This window comes from Qipengyuania citrea (assembly GCF_009828015.1).
In the GTDB taxonomy this organism is placed as follows: Bacteria; Pseudomonadota; Alphaproteobacteria; order Sphingomonadales; family Sphingomonadaceae; genus Qipengyuania; species Qipengyuania citrea.
This window is the reverse complement of the sequence record NZ_WTYG01000001.1, coordinates 671,669-684,717: the sequence shown is the minus strand read 5'-3', so window position 1 is coordinate 684,717 and position 13,049 is coordinate 671,669. Positions and strand designations below refer to the sequence as shown.

The window sequence follows — 13,049 nt, the reverse complement described above, 5'->3', positions numbered from 1 at the left end:
ATCCCGGCGCCTTTTTCCTTGCCCATGTGAAACGCATAGGTAGGTTTCTTCTCGAAACTGGACGAGTCCGCGCACGAACAGCGGACCGACAGAGAGGAGAGAGCCAGCAATGCACCCCATCACCCATGCGCAGACGCGCCCCGACCATCCCGCGATGATCATGGCGGGTAGCGGCCAGACCGTGACTTTCGCGGAAATGGACGCCTATGCGAACCGCTTTGCGCAACTGCTGCGGGCACGCGGACTCAAGCGCGGCGACCATTTCGCAGTGCTGATGGAAAACAACGTCCATTACCTGCAGGTGGTGTGGGGGTCGCAGCGTGCGGGCACGATGATGGTGCCGATCTCGACCCGGCTTACCGCGCCGGAGATCTGCTACATCCTCAACGATGCGGGAGCCAAGTTCCTGCTCACCAGCACGCGCTATGCCGAGGCGATCGAGGGCATCCGCGACGAATGCGCCGACCTGCCGCTGCTGATCGTCGATGGCGAGGGCGAGGAAGATTACGAAGCCGCGCTCGCCGCGCAGCCTGCCGAGCCGATCGCCGACCAGGCGCCGGGCCAGTACATGCTCTATTCCTCGGGCACCACCGGACGGCCCAAGGGGGTCAAGCCCGCGCCGCCCGAGGATGACGACATCCTCGCGACCAATCCGCTGATGGGCCTCGCGGTGATGGGCGCCGGCATGCCCGCCGATGGCAGCATGGTCTATCTCTCGCCCGCGCCGCTCTATCATGCTGCGCCGATCGGCTGGTGCACCACCGCCCAGCGGCTTGGCGGCACGGTCGTGGTGATGGAGAAGTTCGATCCCGAACACGCGCTCGAGACGATCGAGAAATACAAGATCACCGACAGCCAGTGGGTGCCGACGCATTTCGTGCGCATGCTCAAACTCGATCCCGAGGTACGCACGCGTTACGACCTCTCGAGCCACCAGCGTGCGCTGCACGCCGCCGCGCCGTGCCCGGTGCCGATCAAGCGCGAGATGATCGAATGGTGGGGGCCGATCATCAACGAATATTACGCCGGCTCCGAAGGTGTCGGCATGACGCTGATCAAGGCCGAGGACTGGCTGACCCATCCCGGCAGCGTCGGCAAGGCGATCCACGGCACGCTGCATGTCTGCGATGCCGAGGGGGAAGAGGTCCCCGCGGGCCAGGACGGATTGCTCTATTTCGAGAACGATCTCATCCCGACCTATCACAACGATCCCGAGAAGACGCGCGAAGCGATGCATCCCAAGGGCTGGATGACGCTGGGCGATATCGGCCATGTCGACGAGGACGGCTTCCTCTATCTCACCGACCGCAAGAGCCACATGATCATCTCGGGCGGGGTCAACATCTACCCGCAGGAGATCGAGAATCTGCTGGTCACGCATGACAAGGTGATGGACGCCGCGGTGATCGGTGCGCCCTGCCCCGACTTCGGCGAGAAGGTGGTCGCGGTGGTGCAGCCGATCGACATGGCCGAGGCGGGCGATGCGCTCGAGGCCGAGCTGCGCGATTTCCTCGCTCCCAGCCTGTCCAAGATCAAGATGCCCAAGCTGTTCGACTTCCGCGCGCAGCTCCCGCGCGAGGCCAATGGCAAGCTGTACAAGCGCGAGCTGCGCGACGAATTCCAGAAGGCGGCCGAACAGCAGACGGAGCAGGCGTGATGGCGGCGCAGGACCGGGCCCGGCTCGATCCCGCCACTGCCCGGGCGGTGATCGACCCGCAGAGCTACGCCGAATGGGACGGCCTGCTCGACACGTTCGACCGCCTGCGCGAGGATACCCCCGTCGCCTGGGTCGAACCGGCCGACGATGCGGTCCACCCGCCGTTCTGGCTGGTCACGCGCTATGACGATGTGATGCGCATGTCGAAGGACAATGCGACCTTCCTCAACAACCCGCAAAGCGTCGTCTTCAGCCTGACCGATGGGATCGAGTTCGCCAAGGCGCTCACCGGCGGCAGCGAACACATGGTCGCCAGCCTCGTCACCTTCGATGCGCCGGTCCACATGAAGTATCGCAAGCTGACGCAGGAATGGTTCATGCCCAAGAACCTGCGCGGCGTGGAGGACGAGATCCGCGGCATCGCGCATGCCGCGGTCGACCGGCTGCTGGCGGGCGGCGGCGAGGCGGATTTCGTGAAGGCCGTTTCAGCGCCCTATCCGCTGCATGTGGTGATGCAGATCCTCGGCGTGCCCGAGGAAGACGAGCCGCGCATGCTGACGCTCACGCAGCAGATGTTCGGCGGTAGCGACGAGGACCTCAACCAGTCGGGGATGAAGGACCTCCCGCCCGAGGCGATCACCCAGCTGGTGGCGGGCGCGGTCAAGGACTTCGAGGCCTATTTTGCCAAGCTCACCGCCGAGCGCCGGGCTAATCCCACCACCGATGTCGCCAGCACGATCGCGAATGCGGTGGTCGATGGCGAACCGCTCAACGACCGCGACATGATGGGCTATTACATCATCCTTGCCGCCGCGGGGCACGACACCACCAGCGCCAGCACCGCGGGCGCGATGCTCGCACTGGCGCAGGATGCTGAGCAATGGACGCGGGTGCGCGCCGACCGCAGCCTGCTGCCCGGCATCGTCGAGGAAGCGATCCGCTGGACCACGCCGGTGCAGCACTTCATGCGCACTGCGGCCCAGGACACCGAGGTCGGCGGGCAGGCCATCGCCAAGGGCGACTGGCTGATGATGAACTATGTCGCCGCCAATCACGATCCGGCGCATTTCGACGACCCGCGCCGTTTCGATGCCGCGCGCAGCCCCAACCGCCACCTCGCCTTCGGCGCGGGCGCGCACCAGTGCCTCGGCCTGCATCTCGCCCGGCTCGAAATGCGCATCCTGTTCGAAGTGCTGCTCGACCGGATCGAGACCGTCGAACTGGCGGGCAAACCCGCGCGGTCCAAATCGACATTCGTCGGAGGGCTCAAGACGCTACCGCTGCGCTTCACTGCGGCCTGACCGGCCGCACGGCGACCTGCGCCGCGCTGGACCGGCAATCGCGCTGTGAGAAAGCGTGACCTTCCGCTGCCTGCCGCCGCGAAGCGTGGGTGCACGGGGACGATGCCGCGTCTGACCGTGACCTTCCGACCACCCAGTTCTGTGACCGCAAGCCGTCTCTGGCGACGGAACGCCCTTTGCTGAGGGTATGAAAGGGAGCGGAAAGAACGCAGCACCGGACGAAGGCTACCAAACGCCGGCGGTGTAGGAAAATCGTCCAGCCATGCAGTATGGGGCCCGGCGCTCCTGGCCGCACGGCGTTCGCGGCGATAGCTGCTGCCCTCCAGTTCAAAGAGAGGGCGCGTAAAACCCCCGAACCAGGTTCAGAGTGACGATATCGCTCGAACGGCGGCTGCCGATGCGGCGGACCGGAGGTCTACTCCGTCAGCAGCCGCTCCGCCATCGCGCGGACTTCGGCGCCCATGTCTTCGCGTTCGAGTGCCAGTGCCAGCGTCGCCTCGACGAAGCCGGTCTTGCTGCCGCAGTCGAAGCGGCGGCCGGCGAAGGTGGCGGCGTGGAAGGGCTGGTTGCCGATCATTTTCGCCATTGCGTCGGTCAGCTGGATCTCGCCGCCCGCGCCCTTGCCCTGGTCCTTGAGCACGCCCATCACCTCAGGCTGGAGGATGTAGCGGCCCGAGATGATCTTGTTCGACGGCGCCTGGTCGACCGGGGGCTTTTCGACCAGCCCGGTCACCTCGGTCAGCGTATCGGACAGCTGGGCGCCTGGCGCGATGACGCCATAGCTCGACACTTCGTCATGCGGCACTTCGAGCACCGAAATCAGATTGCCGCCGACCTCTTCATAGGCTTCGACCATCTGCTTCATGCAGCCGGTGCCGCCGCCCTTGGCCGCGACCATCAGCTCGTCGGGCAGGAGGATGGCGAAGGGATCGTCGCCGACGATCGCGCGCGCGCACCAGATCGCATGGCCGAGCCCCAGCGGGACCTGCTGGCGCACGGTGATGATATCGCCCGGCGTGGCGCGGGTGGGTTCGAGCACCGAGAGGTCCTTGCCGCGCTCCGCCATGGTGGTTTCGAGTTCGAAGGCGACGTCGAAATGCTCGACGATCGCGGTCTTGCCGCGGCCGGTGACGAAGATGATCTGCTCGATCCCCGCCTCGCGCGCCTCGTCCACCGCATACTGGATCAGCGGACGGTCGACGATGGGCAGCAATTCCTTGGGAATGGCCTTGGTCGCGGGGAGAAAGCGGGTACCGAGACCGGCGACGGGAAACACCGCCTTCTTGATCGGTTTACGGGCTGACATCTCTGTTCCTCCTGCCTGTTTGCGCGGTCGTTTCGCGCGAGGGGGCGCACGGGATCGGTCGACGATACATCCGCTGGTGCGGCGCTGCGACGCTATCGTGACGCTTGCCAGCATGGCGCGCGAGGGTAAAGCACGGTTCCATGGACAAATTGATCATTCGCGGCGGCAACCGCCTGTCGGGGACCATCCCCATTTCGGGCGCCAAGAACGCCGCGCTCACGCTGATACCCTGCGCGTTGCTGACCGAGGAGGCGCTGACGCTGCGCAACCTGCCGCGGCTGGCGGATATCGACGGCTTCCAGCACCTGATGACGCAGTTCGGCGTCAGCCACACGATCCCCGGCAAGCGGCCCGAGGAGTTCGGCCGCAATGTCACGCTCGAGGCGATGCGCATCACCAGTTCGGTCGCGCCCTACGATCTGGTGCGCAAGATGCGCGCTTCAATCCTCGTGCTCGGTCCGCTGCTGGCGCGCACCGGCGAGGCGACCGTGTCGCTGCCCGGTGGCTGCGCGATTGGCAACCGCCCGATCGACCTGCATCTCAAGGTGCTCGAAGCCTTCGGCGCGCATATCGAACTGGCGCAGGGCTATGTGAAAGCCAGCGCGCCCGACGGCGGGCTGCCCGGCGGCGAATTCGACTTCCCCGTCGTGTCGGTCGGCGCGACCGAGAATGCATTGATGGCGGCGGTGCTGTGCAAGGGCACCAGCCGGCTGGTCAACGCCGCGCGCGAGCCCGAGATTGTCGATCTGTGCAATTTGCTCACCGCGATGGGCGCGGAGATCGAAGGGGTCGGCACGTCCGAACTGACGATCCACGGGGTCAGCAAGCTGCACGGCGCGACCTACCGGGTGATGCCCGACCGGATCGAGGCGGGCTCCTATGCCTGCGCGGCGGCGATCACGGGCGGCGAAGTGCGGCTCGAGGGGGCGGAAGCGGGCGACATGGGCTCCACGCTGCATGCGCTGCGCAATATCGGAGTGGAGATCGAGAGCGACAAGCACGGCATCAACGTGGCCGCGAACGGGCCGCTCAAGGCGCATAATCTCACCACCGCGCCTTTTCCGGGGCTGGCCACCGACATGCAGGCGCAGCTGATGAGCCTGTTGACCCGCGCCGAAGGCACCAGCGTGCTCAAGGAAACGATCTTCGAGAACCGTTTCATGCACGTGCCCGAACTGGCGCGGATGGGCGCGGATATCGAGACCGAGGGGCGCACCGCGATCGTGCGCGGGCCCACGCGTCTCACTGGCGCCGAAGTGATGGCGACCGATCTGCGTGCATCGATGAGCCTGGTGATCGCCGGGTTGGCCGCCGAAGGCGCGACCACCGTGCGCCGGCTCTACCACCTCGACCGCGGTTACGAGCGGCTGGAAGAGAAGCTGCAACTGGTGGGCGCGGATGTGGAGCGCGTCGGCGACGATTGAGGCGTGATTGAAGGACCTTTCCGGCGACCCGTACGTTGGGGCAGCAAGAAAGGAGTTTTCTCATGTTACTCAAGCTTTTGGCACTCGGCGGTCTCGGTTATGCCGGCTATCGCTACTACGAGAAGAACCGTGTCGACAAGAATGGCGTCGCCTTTGCCGACGGCCAGCCGGAGGGCCAGTTCCGCGATGCGGGCGCGGCAGCGACCGGCACGAAGGGCGACACGATGAGCGCAACCGACGAAGCGCTCGACGAAACCTATCCGGCGAGCGACGCGACCGCGAAATACTGACCCGGAAGGGTTCAGCTGTCGGCCAGTTCCGACACCGGGGCGGCTGGAGTGATCCAGCCGCCTTTTTCGTGCGTGACCAGCCAGATCCGGATCGCGCCAGCCAGCCCGGGCGGCGTATCCGCACGGATGCGTTCGGCGTCGATCTGCGCCACCAGCGCGTTGATCGACTGGTTGCGCATCCGCGCTGCAGTGGTGAGCTTTTCCCAGAACAGGGGTTCGAGGCTGATCGAGGTACGGTGGCCGTCGATGCGGACCGAGTATTTCTTCGGCGGGTGATAGGGGGGAGTCATCGGCGCCCCCTCTACATATCCGCAGCGCTCGCACCACGATTTTTTTCGCGAGAGGCCCCGGAACGTTCCCGGGACGCGGCGGGACGGGGGCGCCTCGGCGCACCCGATCAATACATGTGCTGTCCGCCGTTGATGCTCACCGTCGAACCGGTGACGAATTCGGCGTGTTCGGAGCACAGGAAGCTTACCCCGCGGGCGATCTCGCTGGCGCGGCCGAGCCGGCCGACGGGGATCTTGGCGACGATCTTTTCCAGCACCGGCTCGGGCACCGCGGCGACCATTTCGGTGTCGATATAGCCCGGCGCAATGGCGTTGACCGTGATCCCGAAGCGCGCGCCTTCCTGCGCCAGCGCCTTGGTGAATCCGTGGATCCCGCTTTTGGCGGCGGCGTAATTGACCTGGCCGTATTGTCCCGCCTGGCCGTTGATCGACCCGATGTTGACGATCCGGCCCCAGCCGCGTTCCTTCATTCCCGCGAAAGTGGCCTTGGCGGTGTTGAAGCAGCCGCCCAGATTGGTGCGCATGACCGCGTCCCAATCGTCATAGCTCATTTTCAGCAGCGTGCCGTCGCGGGTGATGCCGGCATTGTTGACGACCACGTCGATCGGCCCGTGTTCCCGTTCGATCCGGGCGCAGGCCTCGTGGACCGCGTCGGGATCGCCGACATCGAAGCGCGCGGTGGGCAGACCCGTCTCCTCGGTGAACCGCGCCGCCGCGTCGGTGTTGCCCGCGTAATTGGCAATAACGGTGAAACCGCGCTCGTCGCGCAGCCGTTCGCAGATCGCGCGGCCGATCCCGCGCGTGCCGCCGGTTACGATAGCCACCCGTGACATAGAATTCCCCCCAACTTGCCGTAGCGTTCGCACAGACTAGGCGAGCGGAGCCGATCGCGCCAAGCGCTTTGTCCGCGCGCGGGGGCGCGTGCAGACGTATTTACCGGATGGGGCGGAGCCTAGAAGCTGACGCGGGTGCCGACGTAGACGGCCTGGTCGTCTTCGACCCCGTCGGTCAGCGGCGCGAGGCGGTTGCTGTCCTTGGACAGGCGCACGCCGGCGGTCACGTTGAGATTACCGACCACGCGGTAGGACGTGCTGAGATCGACACTCTGGTTGCCCATGCCTTCGAGCGTGCGCGGTGCACGGCCGGCATTGTCCTGCTTCTCGAGCGCGAGCCGCGAATCGAACCGCCCGGGTTTTGCCGGCTTGTCGCCCTTGTCGGGCGCGAAATTGGCGAGATCGGGCATGCCCATGTCACGCAGGCCGACCGAAACGGTGGCCGGCTTGGCGGTCTGCGCGAAGCTCTGGTAGCCGCGCGAGATGCCCAGATTGTAGCTGGTCGGGCTGATCGCGAGCACGCGTTCAGCGCTGCCCACCGAATCGATTGCCGTGCGCACCGACATGGCCCGCGCGGTGGCATCGTCCACCCGTACCGCGACGGTGACGGTGCGGTCTTTCGCCAGCCCCGACTTGTTCGCAGGGGTGAAGCGCAGCCCGTCTTCGCCGATCAGGGCAGCGACGCGTGCGGCCAGCCGCGGATCCGAATTGGCGGGCGTGAAGGGGAGGTAGGATACGGTTTCGGGCAGGGCTTCGGCCCCGTCGGCCTGCACCACAGCGAGACCGGCGGCGGGAATGGTCAGCGCCAGACCGGCAGCAATAAGCGCTGCCGGAACGAACCGCGTCTTGCCCTGATCTGTACCCGAACGTGCCATTGCGAACCCGCACCCTTCATCTTCAGGAACTTCAAGTCACAGGTCCGCTGAACGGTTCCTGTATTTCTGCACAAGCGCAGCCGAGTCCTGTCTGTTCTCCGGCCATGGTACCAGCGGGCGGTGCCATGGCCAGCTTTTCCACAGCATCTGCGACAGTTTCGCAAAAGGTGTTGCGGTTTGCCCACAAGCGTGGTGGCAAAGTGCCTGCCAGCGGAATTTTCCGGCTCTTCCCGGTAACTTATCGAATGCCGCAAGCAGCATTGGCGATGCCCTCCGCGCTCTGGAACGCCCCGCGATGCACGGCCGCTGCGGAGCGGCGGCCTGCTCGCCCGGCATACGATGATCGCGGCATGCCGCCGTGCGGATTCAGGCGGCATTCAGTGGCATGGAGGCCAGACGGGCATTGTGCCGCGCGGGACGAACGCTTGCCCGTGCGCGCGCAGTCTTTATAGAGCCGGGAACGTCAGTGATACCAAGGATCGACATGAGCGCCTTTGCAACCATTCGCCGCCCTGCAACCTTTGCCGTTGCGATTGCCGCCACGGTCGGCCTCGCGGCATGCGGCGGCGGGCGTGAACGGCCGCAGGCGGACATGGCGGCGGCGCAGGTCACCACGATCGGCGTCAATTCCTACCTCTGGCGCGCGGCGCTCGATGCGCTCAGCTTCGCCCCGCTGCTGCAGGCGGACAGCAATGGCGGCGTGATTGTCAGCGACTGGTACGCCAATCCCAGCAACCCCGGCGAACGGGTCAAGGTGACGGTGACGATCCTCGATTCGGACCTGCGCGCCGACGCGCTGCGCGTGGCGGCGAGCCGTCAGGTCAACCAGTCGGGCAGCTGGGTCGACGCACCGGTCCAGGCGGCGACCGTCCAGCGGCTGGAAGACATCATCCTGACCAAGGCCCGCGAACTGCGCCGCGAAGCGGTCAGCTGATCGCGGGGGCGCAACCGGAAAAGCGCCTTCCCATAGCCCGCAAAATCCGTAAACGCCGCTCGCATGAGCAGCGAAACCCGTTTCGATCCCGCCCGCGCCGATGCGCGCTGGCAAAGCGCGTGGGAACAGGCGCAGACCTTCCGCGCGGATAGCGCTTCCCCCAAGCCCAAGAGCTACGTGCTCGAGATGTTCCCCTATCCTTCGGGGCGCATCCATATCGGCCATGTGCGCAATTACACGATGGGCGACGTGCTGGCGCGCTACAAGAAGGCGGTGGGGCACGAAGTGCTGCATCCGATGGGCTGGGACGCCTTCGGCATGCCCGCCGAAAATGCGGCGATGGAAAAGGGCGTCCACCCGGGCGGCTGGACCCGCGACAATATCGAACACATGAAGGCGCAGCTGAAGCGCCTCGGCTTCGCGCTCGACTGGTCGCGCGAGCTGGCGACCTGCGAACCCGATTACTACGGGCACGAGCAGGCGCTGTTCATCGATCTCTACGAGGCGGGCCTCGTCTATCGCAAGGAAAGCGAGGTCAATTGGGACCCGGTCGACATGACCGTGCTCGCCAATGAACAGGTGATCGACGGCAAGGGCTGGCGCAGCGGCGCCGAGGTCGAGAAGCGCAAGCTGAATCAGTGGTTCCTCAAGATCACCGATTTCGCCGAAGAGCTGCTCGAAGGGCTCGGCGGCCTCGAGAACTGGCCCGACAAGGTCCGGCTGATGCAGGAAAACTGGATCGGCAAGTCCAAGGGGCTCGAATTCAGCTTCGACCTGTCGAATGGCGACACGCTGCCGGTCTATACCACGCGGCCCGACACCATCTTCGGCGCGAGTTTCGTCGCAGTTGCCGCCGACCATCCGGTCGCGCAAGCGATCGACAGCGACGAGGCCCGCGCCTTCATTGCCGAATGCAAGAAGGGCGGCACCACGGCGGCCGAACTCGAAACCGCCGAGAAGCTGGGTTTCGATACCGGGATCAGCGCCAAGCACCCGTTCACCGGCGCAGACCTACCCGTCTATATCGCGAACTTCGTGCTGATGGATTACGGCACCGGCGCGATCATGGCGGTACCGGGCCACGACCAGCGCGATTTCGAATTCGCGACCAAATACGGCCTGCCGATCCCCCGGGTCGTCGCGCCCAGCGCCGATCAGGCGAACAAGCCCTTCGACGGCGAGGCCGAGGCGGGGGAGGGCGTGCTGGTCAATTCGGACTTTCTTGACGGGATGGAAATCGAGGACGCCAAGCGCGCAATCATCGCGCGCATCGAAGAACAGGGACGCGGCAGCGGCAAGACCGTGTGGCGGCTGCGCGACTGGGGTGTGTCGCGCCAGCGGTACTGGGGCACGCCGATCCCCTTCATCCATTGCGAGAAATGCGGCGTGGTCCCCGCGCCCAAGGACAGCCTGCCGATCACGCTGCCCGAGGATGTCGATTTCCGGACTCCGGGCAATCCGCTGTTGCGCCATCCCACTTGGAAACATGTCGATTGCCCCAAATGCGGCGGGAAGGCGGAACGCGAGACCGACACGCTCGACACTTTCGTCGACAGTTCGTGGTATTTCCTGCGCTTCGCCAGCCAGCCTGCCGACAAGCCGTTCGACAGGGACGAGATCGCCAAGTGGCTGCCGGTCGAACAGTATATCGGCGGGATCGAACACGCGATCCTGCACCTGCTCTACGCCCGGTTCTGGACCCGCGCACTGGCGCATATGGGCCAGATCGACGTGACCGAACCCTTCGCCTCGCTGTTCACGCAGGGCATGGTCACGCATGAGACCTACAGCCGCAAGGACGGGAGCAAGACGCTCTACTTCGCGCCGGACGAGATCAGCCGCGAAGCCGAACGCGCGCTGCTCAAGGCGGACGGCGGCGAAGTCGAGATCGGCCGCGTCATCAAGATGTCCAAGTCGAAGAAGAACGTGGTCGACCCCGACACCATCGTCGACACCTATGGCGCCGACGCGGTGCGCTGGTTCATGCTGTCCGACAGCCCCCCCGAACGCGACCTGCCGTGGTCCGAAGCCGGGATCGAGGGCTGCAGCCGTTTCGTGCATCGCCTGTGGCGCTTGTTCGCCGCCCATGACGCCGGAGCCGAAGGCGAGGACAAGCCGCTGCTGCGCAAGATGCACCAGACGGTCGCCGCGGTCGCCGAGGACATCGAATCGCTGGGTTTCAACAAGGCGGTGGCGCGGATCTACGAACTGACCGGAGCGGTCGAAAAGGCGCAGCCTTCGGCCAGCCGGTCGGCCGCGATCCGCACGCTGGTGCAACTGGTCGCGCCGATGATGCCGCATCTGGCCGAGGAAGCCTGGGCGTCGCTGGGCGCCGATGGCCTGGTGGCCGATGCCGCCTGGCCCGCAGTCGATCCCGCGCTGCTGGTCGAGGACGAGGTCACCATCGCGGTCCAGCACAAGGGCAAGCTGCGCGACACGCTGACCGCGCCCAAGGGCGCTTCGAAGGCAGATCTCGAAGCAATGGCGCTGGCCTCGGAAAAGGTGCAGCGCTCGCTCGACGGGGCGGAAATCCGCAAGGTCATTGTGGTGCCTGACAGATTGGTGAATATCGTCACCTGATGCGCATCGTTTTCGCCTGCCTCTCCCTTTGCACGCTCTCGGCCTGCGGTCTGTCGCCCATGTATGCTGGTGGCGGCAGCGGCGCGGTCGCGCAATCCATGGCCGCGATCGAGGTCGCGCCGATCGAAGGGCGGGCCGGCTGGCTGGTGCGCAGCGCGCTCGAGGAACGCTTCGGCGCAGCGGGCATGGTCAGCCCGCAATACCGGATCGATGTCCGGCTCGACGACCAGCTCGAAGGGCTCGCCGTGCTGCGCGACGATACGATCAGCCGCGAACGGCGGACGCTGCGGGCGCGCTATCAGCTGGTCGACCTCGCCACTGGCGAGATCCTGCTCGACGCGACCGATGGCTCGGATGCCGGGATCGACGTGGTGTCGAGCGAATATGCGGTTATTGCCGCTGAACAGACCGCGCTGCAGAACCTGTCGCAGGATCTTGCGCAGCGGATGGTGACGCGGATCGCGCTGGCCTTGCGGCGGCAGGGCGACGCGGCACAGTGAAGCTCAGCAACCGCGATTTCGCGGCCAAGGGACGCAGCGCCGCACAGGGCTGCGGCATTTTCTTTTTCTGCGGGCAGGACGAAGCAGGTGCCAGTGCGGCGGCCAACGACCTCGTGACCTGGCTGCCCGAACCGGGCGAACGCGTCGAAATGTCGGGTGCCGAACTGCGCAGCGATCCCGCGCGGCTGGGCGACGAGGCCCGGACCAATTCGCTGTTCGGCGACCAGCGGCATATCTGGGTGCGGGCCAACGGCGACGAGGCGCATGAAGCGCTCAAGGTGTTGGTCGAAACCAGCGAAGCGGGCGGCGGCGAGGCCTGCCCGGTCATCGTGGTGGCCACCTCGGCCACCGACAAGTCGCGCTCCGCCAAGCTGCTCGAAAAGCGCAAGGATGCGCTGGTGGCGATGTTCTATCCACCCGACCTGCAATCGGTCACCCGCAGCGTGCGCGGCCTTGCCGACGGGGCGGGGGTGCGACTGGGCGGCGACCTGGCCGAACGGATTGCACGCGCGGCCAATCTCGACGTGCGGCTGGCGAAGAGCGAGATCGAGAAGTTGGCGCTCTATCTCGATGCCACCGCGCAAAGCCCGCAGAGCGCGACCGCGGAAGACCTCGATGCGATCGGCGCGGCGAGCGAGGACGATGGCTTCACCCCGCTGGTCAATGCGGTGATGGGCGGACAGGCGGCCAAGGTAGGCACCGAACTGGCGCGGATGAAGCAGCTCGGGCTCAACCCTGTCGGCGTGCTCCTGGCATTCGAACGCCGGGCGGCGCAGCTCGCGCGCATCGCCGCCGCGCTGGGCCCGCGGTCCTTCGGCGATCTCGACCGCGGCGAGGAAGCGCGGCTGGGGATATTCTTCAAGGAAAAGCGCGACATCGGTCAGCAGCTGGCGCTGTGGCGGCACGGCGACAAGCTGGGCCGGCTGACCCAGCGGCTGGTGACGCTGCACCGTGAATTGCTGACCAACAGCCAGGCTGCCGAATTGCTGCTGGCGCAGGGTCTCGCCGATATCGCCCGCGTTGCCGGGGCACGGGCGCGCTAGGCGCGCCGCAGCCGGC

At 66.1% G+C, this 13,049-nt stretch carries 12 protein-coding genes; 8 read left to right on the top strand and 4 right to left on the bottom strand.

Going from position 1 to position 13,049, the window contains the following annotated elements; translation table 11 throughout:
• The first annotated feature begins 109 nt into the window (after positions 1-109).
• Positions 110-1,657 (top strand): acyl-CoA synthetase, encoded by a 1,548-nt coding sequence (locus GRI55_RS03110; protein ID WP_160766164.1) that lies wholly within the window; start codon positions 110-112, stop codon positions 1,655-1,657.
• Positions 1,657-2,958 (top strand): cytochrome P450, encoded by a 1,302-nt coding sequence (locus tag GRI55_RS03105; RefSeq protein ID WP_160766163.1) that lies wholly within the window; start codon positions 1,657-1,659, stop codon positions 2,956-2,958. Before GRI55_RS03110 ends, GRI55_RS03105 begins: the two co-directional genes overlap by 1 nt.
• Before the next feature lie 415 nt (positions 2,959-3,373).
• On the opposite strand, the gene GRI55_RS03100 is transcribed toward GRI55_RS03105, so the two are convergent.
• Positions 3,374-4,264, bottom strand: a complete 891-nt coding sequence (locus GRI55_RS03100; RefSeq protein ID WP_160766162.1) for a UTP--glucose-1-phosphate uridylyltransferase — start codon at positions 4,262-4,264, stop codon at positions 3,374-3,376.
• A gap of 140 nt (positions 4,265-4,404) precedes the next feature.
• Here GRI55_RS03100 and murA point away from each other — a divergent pair, with 140 nt between their 5' ends.
• Together murA and GRI55_RS03090 are read left to right on the top strand one after the other, a co-directional pair.
• A complete protein-coding gene (murA, locus tag GRI55_RS03095) occupies positions 4,405-5,688 on the top strand; it encodes a UDP-N-acetylglucosamine 1-carboxyvinyltransferase (RefSeq protein ID WP_050601595.1) in 1,284 nt (427 codons plus the stop codon).
• A 62-nt stretch (positions 5,689-5,750) separates the two neighbouring features.
• Positions 5,751-5,978: a hypothetical protein gene (locus GRI55_RS03090; RefSeq protein ID WP_050601596.1), complete on the top strand. Its 228-nt coding sequence runs from the start codon at positions 5,751-5,753 to the stop codon at positions 5,976-5,978.
• An 11-nt stretch (positions 5,979-5,989) separates the two neighbouring features.
• Here the strand turns inward: GRI55_RS03090 and GRI55_RS03085 are convergent, their stop codons facing one another.
• The 3 genes from GRI55_RS03085 to GRI55_RS03075 form a co-directional block, all read right to left on the bottom strand.
• Positions 5,990-6,268, bottom strand: coding sequence for a ribbon-helix-helix domain-containing protein (locus GRI55_RS03085; RefSeq protein WP_050601597.1), 279 nt, complete (start codon positions 6,266-6,268; stop codon positions 5,990-5,992).
• A gap of 107 nt (positions 6,269-6,375) precedes the next feature.
• Positions 6,376-7,101 carry an acetoacetyl-CoA reductase gene (gene phbB, locus GRI55_RS03080; RefSeq protein WP_160766161.1) on the bottom strand — a complete coding sequence of 242 codons (726 nt, stop codon included), beginning with the start codon at positions 7,099-7,101 and terminating at the stop codon, positions 6,376-6,378.
• A gap of 119 nt (positions 7,102-7,220) precedes the next feature.
• Positions 7,221-7,976, bottom strand: coding sequence for a hypothetical protein (locus tag GRI55_RS03075; RefSeq protein WP_160766160.1), 756 nt, complete (start codon positions 7,974-7,976; stop codon positions 7,221-7,223).
• A 484-nt stretch (positions 7,977-8,460) separates the two neighbouring features.
• Between GRI55_RS03075 and GRI55_RS03070 the strand changes: the two genes are divergently transcribed.
• From GRI55_RS03070 to holA, 4 genes are all read left to right on the top strand, one after another.
• On the top strand, positions 8,461-8,910 hold the full coding sequence (locus GRI55_RS03070) for a DUF3576 domain-containing protein (RefSeq protein ID WP_160766159.1): 450 nt from the start codon (positions 8,461-8,463) through the stop codon (positions 8,908-8,910).
• A gap of 63 nt (positions 8,911-8,973) precedes the next feature.
• Positions 8,974-11,490, top strand: coding sequence for a leucine--tRNA ligase (gene leuS, locus GRI55_RS03065; RefSeq protein WP_160766158.1), 2,517 nt, complete (start codon positions 8,974-8,976; stop codon positions 11,488-11,490).
• On the top strand, positions 11,490-11,990 hold the full coding sequence (gene lptE / locus GRI55_RS03060; protein ID WP_160766157.1) for an LPS assembly lipoprotein LptE: 501 nt from the start codon (positions 11,490-11,492) through the stop codon (positions 11,988-11,990). Before leuS ends, lptE begins: the two co-directional genes overlap by 1 nt.
• Positions 11,987-13,033, top strand: coding sequence for a DNA polymerase III subunit delta (gene holA / locus GRI55_RS03055; protein ID WP_160766156.1), 1,047 nt, complete (start codon positions 11,987-11,989; stop codon positions 13,031-13,033). The genes lptE and holA overlap by 4 nt, the downstream gene beginning before the upstream one ends.
• The last annotated feature ends 16 nt before the right edge of the window (positions 13,034-13,049 follow it).

Coding starts and splice junctions, on each gene's coding strand:
- GRI55_RS03075 (WP_160766160.1), bottom strand. CDS start 7,976: ATGGCACGTTCGGGTACAGATCAGGGCAAGACGCGGTTCGTTCCGGCA.
- lptE (WP_160766157.1), top strand. CDS start 11,490: ATGCGCATCGTTTTCGCCTGCCTCTCCCTTTGCACGCTCTCGGCCTGC.
- GRI55_RS03105 (WP_160766163.1), top strand. CDS start 1,657: ATGGCGGCGCAGGACCGGGCCCGGCTCGATCCCGCCACTGCCCGGGCG.
- phbB (WP_160766161.1), bottom strand. CDS start 7,101: ATGTCACGGGTGGCTATCGTAACCGGCGGCACGCGCGGGATCGGCCGC.
- GRI55_RS03110 (WP_160766164.1), top strand. CDS start 110: ATGCACCCCATCACCCATGCGCAGACGCGCCCCGACCATCCCGCGATG.
- GRI55_RS03100 (WP_160766162.1), bottom strand. CDS start 4,264: ATGTCAGCCCGTAAACCGATCAAGAAGGCGGTGTTTCCCGTCGCCGGT.
- GRI55_RS03085 (WP_050601597.1), bottom strand. CDS start 6,268: ATGACTCCCCCCTATCACCCGCCGAAGAAATACTCGGTCCGCATCGAC.
- GRI55_RS03090 (WP_050601596.1), top strand. CDS start 5,751: ATGTTACTCAAGCTTTTGGCACTCGGCGGTCTCGGTTATGCCGGCTAT.
- murA (WP_050601595.1), top strand. CDS start 4,405: ATGGACAAATTGATCATTCGCGGCGGCAACCGCCTGTCGGGGACCATC.
- GRI55_RS03070 (WP_160766159.1), top strand. CDS start 8,461: ATGAGCGCCTTTGCAACCATTCGCCGCCCTGCAACCTTTGCCGTTGCG.
- leuS (WP_160766158.1), top strand. CDS start 8,974: ATGAGCAGCGAAACCCGTTTCGATCCCGCCCGCGCCGATGCGCGCTGG.